Origin of the sequence: Synechococcus sp. MU1643, assembly GCF_020514095.1 — a bacterium.
Classification (GTDB): Bacteria; Cyanobacteriota; Cyanobacteriia; order PCC-6307; family Cyanobiaceae; genus Parasynechococcus.
In genome coordinates this window covers 437,367-456,000 of sequence record NZ_VTKY01000001.1, presented here as the reverse complement: position 1 = coordinate 456,000, position 18,634 = coordinate 437,367, and the positions used below count along the sequence as shown (strand labels likewise).

Sequence of the window (18,634 nt, the reverse complement as noted above, 5' to 3'; positions counted from 1 at the left end):
CAGGCTTAGGCGCTGAAATAACGCGCCTGGGAATGGAGAGCCACCAATGCTGTGGTGCTTTGCTCCGGTTCGAGCTGGTCGCTCGCGTCCATGCTGAGACCGATCCGGTCGGCGCCAAGCCATTCCAACTGCTGCCTGGAATCAGAGACGTTGGGGCAGGCCGGGTAGCCGAAGGAGTAACGACTACCGCGATAACGCTGGGCCAGCACATCGCGCAGTGCCATGCCGTCAGGATCAGCGAAGCTAAGTTCGGCGCGAATGCGTGCGTGCACCCATTCAGCCATCGCTTCGGCCATCTGAACCGCAAGGCCGTGGAAGTACAGGTAGTCGCTGTAGCGATCGCCTTTGAACAACTCCTGGGCCACCAAGGAGGCCTTCTGGCCCATGGTCACAGCCTGCATCGGCAGCACGTCTATAGGGCATCCATCAGAGTCCAGATCGTTGAAGAAATCGGCAATGCAGTAGCGGTTGCCAGAACGCTGACGGGGAAGGTCAAAACGTCCGAGTTCCCGCGTGCCATCGGCATGGAACACCCGAAGGCTGTTGCCATCGCGGCCGGCAGGGAAGTAGCCGTACACCGCCCGGGGGGTTAACAGTGATTCGTTGATACAGCGCTGCATCCACTCCTGCAGCACGGGCTCTGCCTTCTCCGCCAGCATCGCCTCGTAATCGTCACGGCTCTGTTCCTTGGTTTTGCGGAGCATCCACTGGCCGGCAAAGAGAGCATTGCGGTCGAGGTAGCGGAAGACCTCAGCGATGTCGATGTCGGCCTCGGTGATCACAGCAGAACCCAGGAAGGGCGTCACCGGTGCGGTTTCAGCGGGGACTGCGTCCGAACGATCCGAGCTCACCGGTGGCAGATCCACTGCTGGAACATCCGTTTTGGAGGCGGATGTCTCCTCAAGGGTCTCGGAGGTTGTCGACTCTTCATCCAGGCCCACGCCTTGTGGGGCATCAGCCAGAAAGCCCTGGGTGTTGGTCCAGTTATCGCTCCGCTTCGCGTCCATCAACGCATCCATGAAGCGCAAATCAGCGAAGGCATCACGGCCGTAGATCACCTTGCCGTCGTAAACCTCGCGGCAATCCTTATTGACGAAGCGCGGTGTCAGAGCCGCTCCGCCGAGGATCACAGGAACATCGATCCCCGCATCGTTGAAGGCCTTGAGGTTGTCCTTCATGAATGCTGTGGATTTCACCAGCAGACCGCTCATGGCGATGCAATCGGCCTGGTGCTCACGCTGGGCCTCAACGATCGCGTCACAGCTCTGCTTGATGCCGAGGTTGATCACCTCAAAACCGTTGTTGGTGAGAATGATGTCCACCAGGTTCTTGCCGATGTCGTGGACATCACCCTTCACCGTGGCGATCAGGAACTTGCCCTTGCTCGTGCTCTGACCCTCGCCTTTTTCCATGTGCGGCTCTAGGTGAGCCACAGCGGATTTCATCGTCTCAGCGCTTTGCAGAACGAAGGGAAGCTGCATCTGGCCGCTGCCGAACAATTCACCCACCACCTTCATGCCATCGAGCAGGAAGGTGTTGATGATCTGCAGAGGGGGATAGGTCTGCAGCGCCTCGTCTAGAGAGGGCTCAAGGCCGATGCGCTCCCCATCAATGATGTGCTGCTTGAGCCGTTCCTCAATGGGCAGATCGGCCAGTGAGGGGCCAGAAGCACGGGCTTCCTTGGTGCTGACTCCCTCAAACAGCTTGGTGAGTTCGGTGAGCGGGTCGTAGACGCAGATGCCGTCCTCGAAACGGCGGTTGTCATTGATCAAATCTCGACACACCTTTTGGTGGTCATCGCTGATCTTGATCAACGGAAGAATCTTTGCTGGGCTGACGATGGCCGAATCCATGCCGGCTTCACAGCAGTCGTGGAGGAAGACCGAATTCAGGGTGATCCGGGCTGCCGGTGACAAGCCGAAACTCACATTGCTGACCCCGAGCACCACGTGCACGCCAGGGAGGTTCTCACGGATCATCCGGATGGCATCCACGGTGGCGCGACCATTCAGACGGTCTTCCTCGATGCCAGTAGAGATGGGAAGTGCCAGAGGGTCATAGAAGATCTCGTGGGCCGGGATCCCGAACTCCAGGGCATCGCGATAAGCCCGCTGGGCGATCGCAAACTTCTTCTCGGCCGTTCTGGCCATACCGTCTTCGTCGATCGTACCGACCACCACAGCGGCGCCGTAGCGGCGAGCAAGCTCCAAAACCTTGAAGAAGCGCCCGTCACCGTCTTCGTAGTTGGTGGAGTTGAGTATGCACTTGCCCCCGGCTACCTTCAGGCCCGCCTCCATCTTCTGCCACTCGGTGGAGTCGAGCATCAGGGGCAGGTTGACGTTGGTGACCAGACGGCTCACCAGATCGTGCATATCCCGTTCGCCATCGCGACCGACGTAGTCGACGTTGACATCGAGCACGTGAGCATTTTCCTTCACCTGGCCGCGGGCCACCGACACCAGCCCGTCCCAGTCTTCCTCTGCCAGCAGTTCGCGGACCTTGCGGCTGCCGCTGGCATTGAGCCGCTCACCAATGATCAGGAAAGAGTTGTCCTGGTGGTAGGGCGTGACGCCGTAGATCGATGACGCGGCGGGCTCGTAATTGAGGCTGGGGCGAACATCTTCATCACTGGCACGATCCCAGCGGGAGGGGCGCTCTGCAGGCTTGAGCTCCTGTGCCAGTTCTGCCAGGCTGCCGATATGGGCGGGAGTGGTGCCGCAGCAACCACCGATCACCTGCACGCCGAGGTCTTCAACGAAGTGCATGAGCTGCATCTTCAGCTCCACTGGCGTGAGGCGGTAATGGGCCACACCGCCAACGTTTTCCGGCAGACCGGCATTGGGAATGCAGCTGACGGTGAAGGGGGAATGCTCGGAGAGATAGCGAATGTGCTCCTTCATCTGCTCCGGACCGGTGGCGCAGTTCAGGCCGAGAATGTCGATCGGGAACGGCTCCAGGATCGACACCACCGCAGCGATGTCCGTGCCAACGAGCATGGTGCCCGTGGTTTCCATCGTCACCGACACCATCAGGGCCCGCCGCTCACCGGTGGCGGCAAAAGCCTCTTCGATGCCCTGGAGAGCTGCCTTGATCTGCAGCACGTCCTGACAGGTTTCAATGATAAAAAGGTCGACGTTGCCGGCGATCAGTCCCTCAGCCTGTTCGCGGAACGAGTCCCGCATCGTGTCGAAATCAATGTGGCCGAGGGTGGGAAGCTTGGTGGTGGGTCCCATGGACCCTGCCACGAAGCGAGGCTTCTTAGGAGTGCTGAATTCATCAGCCATCTCCCGCGCCAGCTCGGCTGCCCGCTTGTTCAGCTCGAAGGCCTTGTCTTCCAGGCCGTATTCCGCCAGCACGATTGATGCAGCCCCGAAGGTGTCGGTCTCGATGACATCGCAGCCCACCTCGAGGAACTGGCGATGCACAGCCTTGACCGCATCAGGTTTGGTGACTGCAAGGTTCTCGTTGCAGCCCTCCAGCTCAGGACCACCGAAATCATCCGCGGTAAGCCCCAAACCCTGAAGGCTGGTGCCTGTGGCGCCGTCGAATACCAGCACAGGGCGCTGCGGCCCGTGCAGGTGCTTGAGGAATGCAGAGGTGGTGGCTTGCCGATCTGCCTGCGTCACCACCATCAATGCACCCCTGAAGAGGGTCTGATCTTAAGAAAAGCTCAGGACGAACTTCAGGCTGTTCCTATCAGGAGATCGGAATTCGAGTCACCCAGTGCTCATAGGCGGAGTCCCGCCCTTCGGTGATCCCCACCAGCTTGGCCTTCAGCGCATCCATCACAGGCCGCTTGGCATTCAGCACCGTTGATTCGATCTGACGGATCGGCGTCACCTTGGCGGCCGTGCCGGAAAGGAACACTTCATCGGCGATGAACAACTCGGTTTTGTCGACCGGACGTTCAATCACAGGGATGTCCATCGCTTTGGCCAGCTCAATCACGCTGGCGCGGGTGATGCCCTCGAGGATGTCCTGATCCACTCCAGGCGTGATCAGTTGGCCATCACGCACCAGGAACAGGTTCATTCCACTGGCTTCACTGATTTTGCCGCGACTGTTCAACAGCAAGGCTTCGTCGAAACCGCTCTGAACGGCCTCCGTTTTGGCCAGCGAACTTGTGATGTATGCGCCGGAGATCTTGCCGCGCAGCGGCAGAGAGCGGTCCTCCTGGCGGGTCCAGCTGCTGATTCTGCAGCTCACCCCCTCCGGGGACAGGTAATCCCCCAAGGGGAGTCCGTAAATCAGGAAATCGGTCTCAATATTGTGCAGGCGCGGGGCGATGCCTAGATCGCTGGTGTAAACGAAGGGCCGCAGATAGATGGGCTGGTCAGGCTTGTTGGCCTGGAGCATCGCAGTGAGAGCCGAGAGGATCGTCTCCTCACTCAGATCCGTTAGCAGCAACCTGGCACTCTGGCTGAGACGCCGGGCGTGCCGATCAGCACGGAACAGCAGCATGGTGTTGCTGTTCTCGGGATCGGGAATAGCTCGCATGCCGCCGAAGGCACCGGTGCCGTAGTGCAGAGCATGGGTGGCAATGGAGATCCTGGCCTCCTCGAAGGGAACGCACTGGCCCTGGAACCAGGCATAGGGCAGGAACTGATGCATCACCGTGAAGGATCCGACCGCTGAATCTTCTCACCACCGGTCACCGCAAAGACGGAGAATGGGGTCATGCATCGCCTTGCCACCTGTCCGGGCCTGGACCCACCGGAAGATGTGGTGCTGGTCGAGCAGCCGGGCGCCGACGTACTTTTCCTCACCAGCGCTGGCACGGACATCAGCTGCCTCGACGCCAGCCTGCCGAGCAACCCTGCCTGGAACGATCAGATCCGGGCATTGTCCCTGAGCTGCCTAGACCACCCAGCGCAGCTGGACCACTACCTCAACACCACCGCCCAGGCGGCGAGATTGATTGTGGTGCGTCTGCTCGGCAGTCGTGGGCACTGGAGCTACGGCCTAGAGCAACTGCAGCGCTGGCGCGCCGAAGCGAAACAACGGCAACTGATCGTCCTTGCCGGAACGGCTGATCAGAGCAACGAACTGCATGGGCTGGGCTCCTGCAGTCCTGAACTGGCCGATCGGCTGTCGGCTCTGCTGCGGGAAGGCGGCATCGACAACATGGGGCAGTTCTTGAAGGTCCTCGAGGCCCTGATGGAGGGCAGCCCCCCATCACCCGACAGCGTCGCGGTGGTGCCTTGCCCCGATCCGATGCCCTGGGATTGGCGCGATGAACCGGGGACAGCCGTTGGTGTGGTGCTCTATCGAGCTCAGTTTCAGGCCGGAGATCTAGACCTAGCGGATGAACTCACGGCCGCACTGCGGCAACAGGGACTGCGACCCTGTCTGCTGTGGGTCAGCAGCTTGAGAGACCCTGCAGTGCAGGCCGGCGTCCACGACCTGTTGGAACAGCAAAACGCTGAGCTCGTGATCGCAGGAACGTCCTTTGCCTCGGTGCAGTCCGAACAGGCCGGCTTAGGCAGCCCGCTCTGGGATCGGCTGGATCGACCGGTGTTGCAACTGCTCAGCAGCAGCCGCAGCCGTGCCCAGTGGCTGGAGAGCAGCCAGGGGCTCAATCCGATGGATCTGTCCCTGCAAGTAGTGATGCCGGAGCTGGATGCCCGGATCACCTCGCGGCCCTGCAGTTTTCGTGAGCACCGGCAGACGAGCGGACCTCTGGCCACCGCCATTCCTTGTCTGCAGCCGGATCAACAGGGGCTGGCGTGGCTGGTCGAACACAGCCGTCGCTGGGTGGAGCTGCGCCAGACCACCTGCGCCGACCGGCGCATCGCAATGGTGTTGGCGAACTATCCCGTGCGCGATGGGCGTGTAGCCAATGGTGTTGGCCTCGATACACCGGACAGCACGGCGCGGATGCTCCGGTGGCTGGCGGACGCAGGCCATGACCTGGGCACGGATGCCTTGCCGGGTACAGGCGATGACTTGATGCAACAACTGTTGGCCGGTCGTACCAATGCACCGGAGGGACAGCACCGTCCACCGCTGGATCATCTGCCCCTCACCACTTATCAGCAGTGGTGGGGCTCCGTTCCGGAGCCGGCTCGACGCTTGATCGAATCCCGATGGGGGCCTCCGGAGACCGCCTGCGATCTGGATCCAAACCAGGGGTTTGCCATTCACGGCCTGCGCTTCGGTCATGTGGTGGTGCTGATCCAGCCGGATCGCGGCTACGACGCCGACCAGATCGCCGATCTCCACTCACCGGATCTGCCGCCACCACACCGGTATCTGGCCCAGTACCTCTGGCTGCGCAGCGTGCATCAAACCCAGGTGATGCTGCACGTTGGCAAGCACGGCAGTGCGGAATGGCTGCCGGGCAAGTCAGTGGGGTTAAGCGATTCCTGCGGCCCCGGCCTAGCCCTCGGCCCTATCCCACATCTCTACCCCTTCATCGTCAACGACCCCGGCGAAGGATCTCAGGCCAAGCGTCGCGGTCACGCCGTGGTGCTGGACCACCTCACACCGCCCTTGGGTCGTGCTGGGTTGCACGGACCACTCCAACGGTTGGAGGGGCTGCTCGACGAACTTGTGGAGGTTCGCCAGCTGGGGGGGCAGCGGGCCCAGGTGCTGGAACAGTCGGTGCATGCCAGCTTGCTAGACCTCAACTGGCCTGGAATCCCCAGTGAAGAGGAGATTCGCCGACAACCACAGCTGCTGGAGAGCTGTCTTGATCAGGCGGAGACCTATCTCTGCGAGCTGAAGGAATCGCAGATCCGCACGGGCCTGCATCGGTTCGGCGTTGCGCCGTCGGCAGAAGCTGCCGATGAACTGCTGGTTGCCCTAGCCCGTCCCCCCAGGCAGGGACAGCCGGGCTTGCTGCAAGCCATGGCCATACAGGCAGGTCTGGGCTTCGATCCCTGGCAGCAGGACGAAGGCGACAAGCTCTCGGAGACGGACCAGACCCGCCTGAGGGTGCTGGGCGGATCGGACTGCCGTCGGGTGGGGGATGGTTGTGCATGGCTGGAGCACCAGGCTCAATTGTTGATCCGTCAGGTCGTCCATGGGGAACAGTGCGACGGGATGGCGGAACCCTTCCAGACCTGGAACCCGGAGGATCCCTGCCTGCTGAACCTGCGCAACGACCTCTGGCCTCGCTTGAGCGGTTGTGCCGCAGCCGAAAAGGCGGCGTTCCTTCGGGGCATTCAGGGTCAGCGAATTGCTGCTGGGCCGTCAGGAGCTCCGAGTCGCGGCCGCCCCGATGTGCTGCCTACAGGCCGGAATTTCTATTCCGTCGATCTGCGGGGCTTGCCCACGGAAGCCGCCTGGGACCTAGGGCGACGCTCAGCGGAGCAGTTGCTGGATCTCCATCTACTGGAGCAGGGGGAGCCGCTGCGCCATCTGGCGTTGTCGGTCTGGGGAACGGCCACGATGCGCAATGGCGGAGAAGACATCGCACAGCTGCTGGCCCTGATGGGTGTTCGACCGGTCTGGGATGGCCCTACCCGAAGGCTGGTGGACCTGGAGGTAATCCCACCCCGCTTGCTGGAGCGACCACGGGTGGATGTGGTGCTGCGCATCTCCGGACTTTTTCGCGATGCCTTTCCCCAATTGGTGGGCTGGGTGCATCAGGCCCAGTCGATGATTGCGGCCCTCGATGAACCGGATGAACTCAACCCGCTGGCCGAGCTCACCCGTCGAGGGGGACCCCAGGGCCGCATCTATGGATCCGCCCCCGGTGCCTATGGAGCCGGTCTGCAAGCTCTGATCGACAGTGGTGCCTGGGACTCCCGAGCAGACCTGGGCCAAGCCTTCCTCAGCTGGAGCCAGTGGTCGTACGACGGTGGCGCCGCCCCCAGCCTCGACCGTTCCGGTCTGGAACAGGCCTTGGGCAGAGTGCAGGTGGTGCTCCACAACCAGGACAACCGCGAGCACGATCTGCTCGATTCCGACGATTACTACCAGTTCCAGGGTGGCCTGAGTGCCGCGGTGGAAGAGGTGTCAGGAGCACGTCCGCAGCTGTGGTTCGGGGACCATTCCCGCTCCGAACGGCCTCGCCTGCACCGGCTCGAAAAGGAACTGGACAAGGTGATGCGCAGCCGGATGCTCAACCCCCGCTGGATCGAGGGGATGATGCGACACGGCTACAAGGGTGCCTTCGAGATGGGGGCCAGCATTGATTACCTGTTTGCCTACGACGCGGCCACCGATCGCGTTCCCGATTGGTGTTATGGCGCTCTATGTGATGAGTGGCTAAGCCAGTCGCGGATTCTTGACTTCCTAAGGGCAAGCAATCCCTGGGTGCTCAGAGACATGGCCGAGCGACTGCTGGAGGCCTCGAATCGAGGCCTTTGGACTGCAGCAACGGATGGGCAGCTGCTTCACCTGCAAACCCTTGTGAACAGCAGCGAAGCCCAAATTGAACGAGGCAGCCCTATTTGTTGAGATCGCGAACCATCTGACGAAAGGGATCGATCGATCCAGGCTTCGAGGACGGCTCAGCAGAACCTGCTTTGGCCACCGGCTCTTCCTTGGGCTTCAACTCTTCTTTGCGGCCGACGGGAGCAGCATCTGCGGGAGCAGGGGTGTTCACACCCGTGATGGCTGTGCCTTTGAGGCGCTTGCTCATCTCATCCGTGCTCACCTGCGTAGCGAAGGTTTTCTTCACCGGAGTGGGGATGCCTGCGTTGAGGGTGACGGATTGTTCCTTCTTGACCACGCCCCCAAGGCCTTCGCTGCGCTTCTCAAGCTTCTCGGTTTCAGCGGCCACCTCCATGATCTGTTCCTTCGTTCCGGGGCTTGCGGCCGTGCCCGGGAAGGTGCGACGAATCGTCTTCGATTCGCGCATGTAGTTCACATCACCCAGTGAGGATGAGGAGTCTGCATCAAGAAAAAACTCGGCCGGCTTCTCCTTCGCTGGCTTGCGTGGCTGAATCGTGGAGTCGGACTCTGCGGAATCCTTTTTCAGCAGACGATCCAAGAAGCCCATGTCGACCGGAACTGAGATGAGACGAACTTAGCGGCCGCAAAGGTGAATTCCATGGGTATCGGTGCCACACGTACGCAAAAGGCCAAGGTTGCTCAGCTGACGGTCGATGGATTCACAGATCAAGGGACTTGCAGACCAGCTTGGTTGCATGTCGTAGTCGTACCAGGCTTCACCGCCATCGAAACCGAGACGAGCCGCCTCATCGATCAACACGTCATGACCAAGGCGATAACGGGCGGGATGGGCCAACACCGCCAATCCACCGGCTTCATGGATTGCCTTGACCACAGCCTCAGCCCTTAGCGGTTCACCGACAACGGCATCACCACGGTTGTAGGGCTGAAGCGCAGGGTGGTTCAGCTCGAAGCCAAGGGCGAGCACATGAACCAGGCATCCCTTGAGCAGTGCACTGATTTCCATGCCGCTCCAAACCGTGGGGAGCACGGCACCGGTGCCGCGCTGCTGTTTCAGCCAGGCTTGGATCTCCTGATGGGCTTGGCTGCTGTGGTGATCCGTCACCGCAAGATGCTGGAGCCCCCGCTCGGTGGCCTGCTGAATGAGGTCCAGGGGTTCGAGGCTGCCGTCGCTGCAGACAGTGTGGCAGTGAAAGTTGTGCGTGGTGGGGCAGCTCGACGGTCCCACCTGGTCGAGAACAGCCTTGAGCGGATGGGTCATCTCAGCCCTCATCTCAAGCTTTGGCGGAGGCTTCGGCCCGCAGTCGGCGCCAACGGGCATAAAACTGAATCGACGCCGCCATGAACACCACCAGAGCGACGATGAACCAGGTCGCTGCGCTGGTGGGGAACTGTGTTTTGAACACCACCAGCATCACCACGATCACCAGCAGCAGCGTGGGCAGCTCATTGAGGGCGCGGAGCTGCTTGCCCGACCAGGCACAGGTGCCGGCGTGGAGTTGGCCCATCAGCCGGTAACAAAACACGTGATAGGCCAGCAAAGCCGCCACGAAGGCGAGCTTGGCGTGCATCCAGCCCTGCTGAAGCCAGGAGGGCTGAGCCAGCAGCAACCCGATTGCCATCGACACCGCCACCGCCATACCGGGCGTGGTGATGATGTTGGCGAGACGTTTCTCCATCAAGGTGTATTGATCGCGGAACGGCTGCTGCAATTCCGGCGCCAGCTCCTCGGTTTCAACGTGATAGATGAACAGACGCACCAGATAGAAGAGGCCTGCAAACCACACCACAACTCCAACGATGTGCAGGGTCTTGAACCAGAGGTAGGCCTCGGGCGAAAACGTCATCAACACAACTGCTCTGGAGCGACCTTACGCAGGGTTCAGGTGAGAGCGTCAAGAAAATCGCTGGCCCGGCGCTGATGGGCCACTAGAACATCGGCGCCGATGCGATCCAGGTTGCGGGCCATCATCGCAAGGCGGTATTGGCGCCGGAAGAAGTCTTGATGGCAATGGATGAAACTCCAGAACAAGCCATCCCAGGTGTCACACCACTCGCCTTTGCGGTAGTCCGACATCTTGCGGACGTAGTTCGACCCGGAGAGATAGGGCTTGGTGGTGAAGATGCCGCCATCGGCAAACTGACTCATGCCGTAGACGTTGGGCACCATCACCCAGTCGTAGGCATCCACGAACAGCTCCATGAACCAGGTGTAGATCCGGGTTGGATGGAATCCGCAGAGGAGCATCACGTTGCCCAGGAGCATCAGTCGTTCGATGTGATGGCAATAACCGGTCCCTAAGGCATGGCGGATGGCGTCATCAATCGGAGGAAGTCCCGTGGATGCGGTGTAGAAAGCTGAAGGGATTGGTCGGTCTTCAAAGCCCCAAAAATTGCCGTTACGCATCTCCACACCATGGCGCCTGTACATCGCAGCCATGAACTCTCGCCAGCCGACGATCTGACGCAGAAATCCCTCCAATGAATTGAGGGGGACATCACCGACCTCGGCCCGTTCCAGCGTTCGATCCAGCACCTGCTGCGGCGTGAGCAAACCGATGTTGAGCATCGGCGTTAGAACGCTGTGCCACATCACCTGGTGCTGGGTGCTGATCGCATCTTCGTAAGCCCCGAATTGGCGCAGCCGCTGATCGAGAAATTGATCCAACCAACGGGCTGCATCGCCATGGGTGACTGGGTAATGGAACTCGTCCCAGCTGCCGATGCCGGCCACCCCCTCCTCGATCAGCTGCTGCCGAGCGGTGTCGACGATGACGGTCGAGCCGCTCGAACGTTTGCCAGGGAGCTCAGGAACAAGGATTCCCTTGGGAAGCTTCTTGCGGTTGTCGGCATCAAAACTCCAGCGGCCGCCGACAGGGCCACCATCAGAATCGATCAGCAGATCCAGTCGCTTGCGCTGCATCTCGTAGAAGCGACCCATCAGTGGCTTCTTACGGGATGCGAAATGGTCATCGATGACGGCCTCTGGGGTGAGCAGCATCGGAGTGGGGACTATCTCCAGACCGCAGTCATGGCGTGATGCGAAGGCGGAGATCCGTTGGGTCAGAACATCGTCCACCGGATCCGCGAGATGAAAGGACCGGTAGCCCTGATCGAGGAGCCCACCAAGGATCACAGCGGTGCTGGCCGCCTGGCCCTGAAGGATCCGCAGCACAGAGAAGCCCTTGGCCTGAAGCATCTCCGCATAGGCATTCATCGAGGCCCGATGCAAAAGCAAGCGCTGCCGATGCACCTGGATTGGCCAGCGGGGATCGGAACCGAACAGCAGCGGATCCTCGATCAGTGCCACGGCACGCCCCGGCTGGATCGCGGGATGGTGCTCAAACAGCTGATGGGGAAAAACGAGACTGAGATCCACCGTCAGCTGTCCTCCCCAGCAAGGCGGCAGGCACGATGGCCCAGGGCGGTGGCATAGGCGCGATCCACGGGTCCGGCCATGGGGCTCAACTGGCCGGCCCGGCAATTCATCACCACTTTTTCGCGATGGCCCTGCTGATCGTTGAGCCGCAGCACCAACTGCCAGTGGTTCTTGGCACTGCGGGTAATGCCATCGGCACACACGGGCCCCGTGCACAGGCCTGGGGACGCCCAGACCGGACTGGCGAGCAGAAGCACTCCTGCCAAAGCCATGCAGAGATGACGGATCATGCGGAGAGTTCCTGAGGCTGTTCTTCTAAAGCAGCCCTGACATCAGCGTCGGTGCCGTCGTCCGACGGGTGGAAGAAATCGTGGATGTCGCGGGCCAGCGCCGGGCCAACGCCAGGGGCCTTAGACAGGGTTTCAAGCGATGCCAGCTGGATGGCATCAATCGAGTGGAAGTGAGCCAATAGATCCTTGACCCGCTTGGGACCGACCCCAGGGATGTCCGACAGGCGTGAACGCTTCATCCGCTCACCACGCTGCTGGCGGTGGAAGCTGACGGCGAAACGGTGGGCTTCGTCCCGCAAGCGGCGAAGGAGCACCACCCCGAGCTGATCCGGTTCACTCTCCAGGGGCTGGCTTTCGCCAGGGAGAAACACCTCTTCGCGCTGCTTGGCGAGGGAGCAGACGTTGAGATCCTCATGGAGATCCAGCTCCCGAAGAGCCTCCATCACGGCCGAGAGCTGGCCTTTACCGCCATCAATCATCACCACATCGGGCCAGTCGTTGAGGCCGTCGGTCTGCAAGGCGCTGCCGCCTTTATGACGCAGGGCACCCACATCCACCCCCTCCGCCTTGGCCCGGGCCCAGCGCCGAAAACGGCGGCGCATGATCTCTGCCATCGCCATGAAGTCATCGCTGTGACCAGCGCGGATGCTGCTGCTGCGGATCTTGTATTTGCGGTAGTGCTGCTTAGCGGGCAATCCGTCGATGAACACCACCTGGGAGGCCACGGCATCGCTGCCCTGGATGTGACTGATGTCATACCCCTCGATTCGTCGCGGCGGGGTCGGCAACTCCAGCAATTGCGCCAGATCCTCCGTGGCCAACGACTGCTTCTCCTGGCCTTGCTTGGCGCGGAGCAACTCGAACTCCGCATTGCGCTGCACCAGTTCAATCAGATCGGCCTTTTGCTGGCGCTGGGGGCAGTGGATCTGCACCCGACGCTCCCGCTGTTCCGAGAGCCAGTCCTCCATGAGTTTCTGCTGAGGGAGAGCGTGCTGCACCAACAGCTCGGGGGGCACCTCAACGGAATCCACCTGGCTGTAGTGCTCTTCAATCACCCGTTGCAGGATCAGTCCCGGTTCCAGGCCTGAGGCGTCGGCGGTGTAGCCAAGACGTCCCACCAACTTCCCGGCACGCATCTGAAACAGCTGGACGGCCGCCAACCGTTCATCAAAGGCAAGGGCCAGCACATCCCGACTCACGGAGGAATCCGGCAGGCTCATCTTCTGGTCGGCGGTGAGCTGATCCAGCCCCTGAAGTTGATCGCGGATCCGGGCCGCCGATTCGTAGTCCATCCGCTCGGCGTACCGCTCCATCTGCTCCTGCAGCAGCTGCTGCAGTTCATCACTGCGGCCCTGAAAGACCATCGCCACCTTGCGCAGGGTGCGGTGATAGTCCTCCGAGCTGATTTTTTCCTGACAGACCCCCGGACAGCGCCCAATGCTGTAGTTGAGGCAGGTCCGGTCGGGGTACATCGGACGTGGCCGTTGCCGCAGCGGGAAAACCCGCTTAACCAGGAACAGGGTGCGACGCAACAGCCCGACATCGACATAGGGCCCGTAAAAGCGATCCAGGGGACTGCGGAAACGGCGGCGACGGGTGATGAAAATCCTTGGGTAGGCCTCACTCCAGGTGATGCATAGATAGGGATATTTCTTGTCGTCCTTCAGCAACACGTTGAAGTGCGGCTGATGGTTCTTGATCAGATTCGACTCGAGCACGAGGGCTTCCGCCTCGCTGTCGGTGACGATGAACTCGATCTCACAGACCTGGCGCGTCATCAGCCGGATCCGTGGTGACAGATCGTGGCGGCTGCGGAAATAGCTGCGCACGCGAGTGCGCAACGCCTTCGACTTGCCGACGTAGAGGATCCGGTCGTCGCCGTCCCGCATTAAATAGCAACCAGGCTCAGGGGGAATCTCCTTGAGGCGGCGTTCGAGACGTTCGGGCTGCGTCAGCAGCGGTGCACTGGAGGCGGCATCCACCAGGCCAGCTCAGCCGCCGTAATTCCAGCCGGTGCTGGCCAGGTTCAGGGCATCGCCATCGGCAATCAGACGCGCCGTTTTCACTTCGCCCACAAAAACGGTGTGGTCTCCGTGTTTGATCGAACCCACGAGCTCGCACTCCACACCACCGACGGCGTCAGTGAGGAGGGGAAGGCCAAGCTCACCTTCTTCGAAGGGTGCCGCTTCAAAGCGACCACCGAGCGCCTTTTGGGGCTTGAAAAACACGGCCGCCAGGTCCTTCTGATCGGCTCGCAACACATTGAGGGAGAACTTGCCGGTGGCCTCGATGATGGCGTGACTACTGCTGTCAGACCGAACACCCATCACCACCAATGGCGGTTCGAACGATCCCTGGGTCACCCAGCTGGCGGTGAAACCGTTGACCTCATCGCCGTTGCGCACGCCGCAGATGAAGAGTCCGTGGGGGATCTTGCGGAGCAGGATCTTCTTGGCGTCGGCGTCGAGGCTCATGGCACGAATGCGTTGGTTGAAATCTAAACATCGATCCACTGCATAGGATCCGCCCATCGCTTATTCCCGATGCGGGCGCTCTACCCCGGCAGTTTCGACCCCCTCACCAACGGTCATATGGACCTGATCGAGCGGGCAGTGAGCCTGTTTGGCGAGGTGGTCGTAGCGGTGCTCAGCAATCCGAGCAAACGGCCTGCATTCAGTGTCGAGGAACGGATCGAACAGATCCGCACGGCGACGCGCCATCTCTCCGGAGTTGAGGTGATCAGTTTCGATGGCCTCACGGTGAACTGTGCCGTCACCCATCGCGCCGACCTGATCTTGAGGGGCCTGCGAGCGATGAGTGACTTCGAATACGAACTGCAGATCGCCCACACCAACCGCTCATTGGCGGACGATCTGGAGACGGTGTTCATGGCCACTACTGCACGCCACAGCTTTCTCAGCAGCTCCGTGGTGAAGGAAGTGGCTCGCTTTGGCGGATCTATCGACCACATGGTCCCACCAGAGGTGGCGAAGGACCTCAACAGGCTCTTTAATTCGGCTTTCCCCGCCAGCTGAGATGAACGACGTCCGGTTCTCCGTTCTCGATCAACTAGATCAGTTGGAGGAAGTTGTGCTGGAGGGCAGCCGGATGCCCTTCACCGGCGGACGTCTGGTGAACGAAACCGATGCCGTTGAGCTGCTGGATGCCGTCCGCGACGAATTACCCAAGGAGCTCGAGCGGGCGGTCAAATTGCTGGATCGCCGTGACGAGTTCATCAACACCGCCCGCAGGAACGCCGAAGAAATTGTTGAGCAGGCTCAGCGTCAGCGCGAACAACTGGTGAACAACGCCTCCATCCGCCAGGAAGCGGAACGGCAAGTGAATGAAATGCGTGAGCAGGCCCGCCAGCAATGTGAGCAGCTGCTGCAGAAAACGCGGGAGCAGGGGGCGAAGTTGGAACAGGAGATGCAAAGCAAGCTGGCCCAGTTGGAGCAGCAGTTCGCCTCACGCCGCCAGCAGCTGGAGCAGGAAGGCCTGGAGCGTCGCCAACAACTGGATCAGGAGGCGATTGAGCTGAAGCGTCAACATGCTGAGCGACTCGAAGCAAGCCGCCAACAGGCCCAACAGCAAATCCAAAAGATCGAGACCAACGCAGCAGAGCTCAAGCGCCAACACGCTGAGCAGCATGAAGCCAACCGGCAGCAGGCGCTGCAGGAGCTTGAGACGATTCGCCGTGAAGCCCTGAGGATTCAGAAGGAAGGCCGGGACGAGGCCGAGCGGATTCACAACGATGCGCTGCAGTTCCGCCAGCAGACCCAACAGCAATGTGAGTCTCTGATCCAACGCAGCCGCCAGGAGGCCGCCGGAGTTCAGGACGGCGCCAACCGTTACGCCGAACAGACGCTGGGTGAGCTGGAAGTGCGCCTTAAGGAAATGACCCAAGTGGTGATGGCTGGCCGTCAGGAGCTCTCCAAGATTCAGACGATTCGCTCAGCTGCCCCTGCCGCCAACGCTGCCGACGAAGCCAAAACTGTGCCGTTCAGTCGGGCCCACCGGGCAGCGTCCCGGCTGCGGTCCATGCGGGGCAACGGCTGATCCGCTGGCTGGCCAGCAGGATCTGGCCCATCACGGAATTGGGTGCGTAGGACCCGTTGGCAATCATGCTCACGTAACGCGGTCCATCGGCGGTTTCCAAAATGCCGGAGATCGAACGAACACCTCTGAGAGTGCCGGTTTTGCCCCAGAAGCGACCCACAAGCGGGGTGCCCCAGAAATAATTGCGCAGCGTTCCCCTTTGGCCAGCAATTGCCATTGAGGCCTGGTAATTGGCCGCCAGGGGGTGTTGCGCCATGCGCCACAGCAGCACGGACAAGGAACGGCTGGTGAGGCGGTTGCCCCGTGAAAGTCCGCTGCCATCACGCAGCCGAAGACCCGTCATCGGGACCCCCTGCGCTTGCAACCAGCGGGTGGTGGCGATGGACGCACGATTCACATCCCAAACCTCGGCCGCTTCCCGCATCAGCACCTCAGCAGTGAAGTTATGGCTCTCCGTGTTGGCCAAGCTGAGCAGGGCGTGCATCGGCGCGGAATCCTCGCTGTGCAGGACCACACTCGCTCCCCTACTCCGCGCAAGGGCCGCTTCCCGGATCTGCTGATCAACCATCTGCAGATGGATCTGCCCTCCCTGCTGGCGGACTGTGGAGTTGAGGATGCTCTGTAGCCGTGCCGCTGGATCCATCACCGCCATGTGCAGAGCATTGCTGGTGAGGGCAAGACGGGTGATCGGTGCGCCGTAGGCGTAGGACCGATCCGCAGGATCCCAATCGGCGGGCCACCAGCGCTGACGCGGTTCCTCCCGAACCATCAGCTGAACAGGTGTTGCGGCGAGGCTGGTGGTGCTGCGGGAGCCGCCCTGGCCGATAGCCACCATGGCGAACTTCTGGATCTCGGCAATGCTCAGGTCGGGATCGCCTTCCCCCACGATCTCCAGTGATCCATCGGGGTGACGCAAAAGCTGCGTCTTCAAACGGAAGTCGGGGCCGAGGCGATCCAGGGCAAAGGCCGTACTAACGAGTTTCTGATTCGATGCAGGGATCCGGGGGATTCCCCCGTTCAGATCAGCCAGCAACTGCCCCCGTTGATCGAGAACGCTGACGCTCCAGAGCCGCTCTTCCGTCCCCACCGCTGATTTCAAGGCCGTCTGCAAGGCCGGGCAAAGCGCACCGCTGCTGAGAATGGCCTGGCCCTGACGATGGTCCACCGGAGGTGGTGCCAACAGTGGAGGCGCGGCCCTAAAGGGCAACTGGGGCGCCAGCACCAGCAGGGTGACCAGGGCAGAGCGAATCACAGAGGCATGACTCCGCTTACAACACCGTTCAAGCGGTAAAGGCGTCCTTCCAGCTCAACGGGCACTCCCACCTTGAGCTTGGTGCCACCGATCACAACACCGGAGGGTTTGATCTCGGCTTGGGCCTCCATCACAAAACGGGCATGCCGGGGCAGGGCCGTGCTGGGGGCATCCGCGATCACCACCGAACCATCGGGCTGCACTGCCGTCAGGGGATTGGTGAGGTCATCCACCGACACGAGGGTCACCTGACCGGCCGGTTGATTGCGGATCACGATGTTGAGGCCCGCTTCCTCTCGGGCTGAATTCAATAGCTGCTCGGGATCAGCGCTGTAGAGACTATGCACATCAACACTGACCTGCACAGGCTTCACGGCACCCGTGGCCTTGGCGACCGCATTGGAGAGCTTGGGGGACCAGATCACCCCAGCCAGCGCTGTCAGAGCAACGACTCCGGCCACAGCATCGATGGGTGAAAGGGATCGCAGCCTGTGGAGCACTGTCGAGAGGGAGCCTGGGCTCGAACCTTATAGAGACTCTGAGCCTGGATCAAGCCAGGCGCGGCTCAATTGCGCAGACCATCAAGGAAGCGGTCGACACCGGAAAGCTGTTGCTTGATGCTGTCGGGATCTTCACCGGCCAGAAGCGCTGCTGTTGTGTCCGGATCCGGTCGTTCGGGAAGCACCTCAAGTTGCCGGTAACCATCGGGATCCTGTCGAAAGAGACGCCAGTCATCGGGGAAGCAGCGCATCAGGGCTCCTCCCTCCAGGGGCTGAAGCCAATAGGCCTGCTGCCAGCTGGCCACGAAACCCTTTCGGCGCTCCCGGGCCACGCTCCCGATGCCAACGGCGGCGTCTTCAAGACGCCCATTCAGCATCAAAACCACTCCGGCATGGTTCTCACACAACGCCTGGAACTCCTCGTAATCGGCAGGGGAGGGGTTCACCGCAAGCAACAGGCGGGTGTCGGGAGCGTCGCTCTCCGAACGTTTGAGCTGATTGAAATCGAAGATCACCTCCTTGAGGTCTTCCGCATCACGCCGAGCCAGGGCTGCAGCACCGGCATCGGGCCAAACCATCAACAGCTGTTGACCGGCAGCGATCAGCGCGCGGGCCAGACGCACCGCCACCGGGAGCAGGCGAAGCCCCTCAAAGCGCAGGCTTGCGGCCCAGCGTTGACCGTCGCCAGATCCAACGGCTGCCAGGGCAGCTTGCAGCATGGCCTCTTCGGCCGCGAGCAGATCCGCGGGTAGCGCGAAACAGGGAGCGTCGGATTGAGTCATCGCCAAAGCAT

Annotated in this window: 15 protein-coding genes; 3 read left to right on the top strand and 12 right to left on the bottom strand. The window is 61.3% G+C overall.

The window, feature by feature from the left end:
• Positions 1–5 precede the first annotated feature (5 nt).
• Both metH and FZX09_RS02785 read right to left on the bottom strand, forming a co-directional pair.
• Positions 6–3,632, bottom strand: a complete 3,627-nt coding sequence (gene metH / locus FZX09_RS02790) for a methionine synthase (protein WP_226399772.1) — start codon at positions 3,630–3,632, stop codon at positions 6–8.
• A gap of 64 nt (positions 3,633–3,696) precedes the next feature.
• Positions 3,697–4,611, bottom strand: coding sequence for a branched-chain amino acid transaminase (locus tag FZX09_RS02785; protein WP_226399770.1), 915 nt, complete (start codon positions 4,609–4,611; stop codon positions 3,697–3,699).
• Between the two features lie 66 nt (positions 4,612–4,677).
• Between FZX09_RS02785 and cobN the strand changes: the two genes are divergently transcribed.
• Positions 4,678–8,406, top strand: coding sequence for a cobaltochelatase subunit CobN (cobN, locus tag FZX09_RS02780; RefSeq protein ID WP_226399768.1), 3,729 nt, complete (start codon positions 4,678–4,680; stop codon positions 8,404–8,406).
• On the opposite strand, the gene FZX09_RS02775 is transcribed toward cobN, so the two are convergent.
• Genes FZX09_RS02775 through FZX09_RS02745 form a run of 7 tightly spaced genes read right to left on the bottom strand, consistent with a single transcriptional unit; the run spans position 8,396 to position 14,507 of the window.
• Complete coding sequence (locus FZX09_RS02775; protein ID WP_226399766.1) at positions 8,396–8,950, bottom strand: hypothetical protein; 555 nt, start codon at positions 8,948–8,950, stop codon at positions 8,396–8,398. The genes cobN and FZX09_RS02775 overlap by 11 nt on opposite strands.
• Before the next feature lie 27 nt (positions 8,951–8,977).
• Positions 8,978–9,625, bottom strand: a complete 648-nt coding sequence (locus FZX09_RS02770) for a PHP domain-containing protein (RefSeq protein WP_226399764.1) — start codon at positions 9,623–9,625, stop codon at positions 8,978–8,980.
• A 13-nt stretch (positions 9,626–9,638) separates the two neighbouring features.
• Entirely contained in the window at positions 9,639–10,211 is a 573-nt protein-coding gene (gene hemJ, locus FZX09_RS02765; protein ID WP_115023060.1) for a protoporphyrinogen oxidase HemJ, read from the bottom strand.
• Between the two features lie 35 nt (positions 10,212–10,246).
• The gene (locus FZX09_RS02760) at positions 10,247–11,743 is read right to left on the bottom strand and encodes a cryptochrome/photolyase family protein (RefSeq protein ID WP_226399762.1); all 1,497 of its coding nucleotides are present in this window, start codon (positions 11,741–11,743) and stop codon (positions 10,247–10,249) included.
• A gap of 2 nt (positions 11,744–11,745) precedes the next feature.
• Positions 11,746–12,033: a hypothetical protein gene (locus tag FZX09_RS02755; RefSeq protein ID WP_226399760.1), complete on the bottom strand. Its 288-nt coding sequence runs from the start codon at positions 12,031–12,033 to the stop codon at positions 11,746–11,748.
• Positions 12,030–14,015 carry an excinuclease ABC subunit UvrC gene (gene uvrC, locus FZX09_RS02750; RefSeq protein ID WP_226399759.1) on the bottom strand — a complete coding sequence of 662 codons (1,986 nt, stop codon included), beginning with the start codon at positions 14,013–14,015 and terminating at the stop codon, positions 12,030–12,032. Before uvrC ends, FZX09_RS02755 begins: the two co-directional genes overlap by 4 nt.
• Before the next feature lie 9 nt (positions 14,016–14,024).
• Complete coding sequence (locus FZX09_RS02745; RefSeq protein ID WP_226399757.1) at positions 14,025–14,507, bottom strand: flavin reductase family protein; 483 nt, start codon at positions 14,505–14,507, stop codon at positions 14,025–14,027.
• A gap of 69 nt (positions 14,508–14,576) precedes the next feature.
• Here FZX09_RS02745 and coaD point away from each other — a divergent pair, with 69 nt between their 5' ends.
• Positions 14,577–15,068, top strand: coding sequence for a pantetheine-phosphate adenylyltransferase (gene coaD / locus FZX09_RS02740; RefSeq protein ID WP_226399755.1), 492 nt, complete (start codon positions 14,577–14,579; stop codon positions 15,066–15,068).
• A 1-nt stretch (position 15,069) separates the two neighbouring features.
• A complete protein-coding gene (locus tag FZX09_RS02735) occupies positions 15,070–16,089 on the top strand; it encodes a hypothetical protein (RefSeq protein ID WP_226399754.1) in 1,020 nt (339 codons plus the stop codon).
• Here the strand turns inward: FZX09_RS02735 and dacB are convergent.
• The 3 genes from dacB to FZX09_RS02720 all read right to left on the bottom strand — a co-directional run bounded on the left by dacB (position 16,034) and on the right by FZX09_RS02720 (position 18,623).
• Positions 16,034–17,341, bottom strand: a complete 1,308-nt coding sequence (gene dacB, locus FZX09_RS02730; RefSeq protein WP_226399753.1) for a D-alanyl-D-alanine carboxypeptidase/D-alanyl-D-alanine-endopeptidase — start codon at positions 17,339–17,341, stop codon at positions 16,034–16,036. The two genes, FZX09_RS02735 and dacB, sit on opposite strands and share 56 nt — an antisense overlap.
• On the bottom strand, positions 17,338–17,841 hold the full coding sequence (locus FZX09_RS02725; protein WP_226399752.1) for a DUF4330 domain-containing protein: 504 nt from the start codon (positions 17,839–17,841) through the stop codon (positions 17,338–17,340). The genes dacB and FZX09_RS02725 overlap by 4 nt, the downstream gene beginning before the upstream one ends.
• 65 nt (positions 17,842–17,906) lie before the next feature.
• The gene (locus FZX09_RS02720) at positions 17,907–18,623 is read right to left on the bottom strand and encodes a DUF1995 family protein (RefSeq protein ID WP_226399751.1); all 717 of its coding nucleotides are present in this window, start codon (positions 18,621–18,623) and stop codon (positions 17,907–17,909) included.
• Positions 18,624–18,634 lie beyond the last annotated feature (11 nt).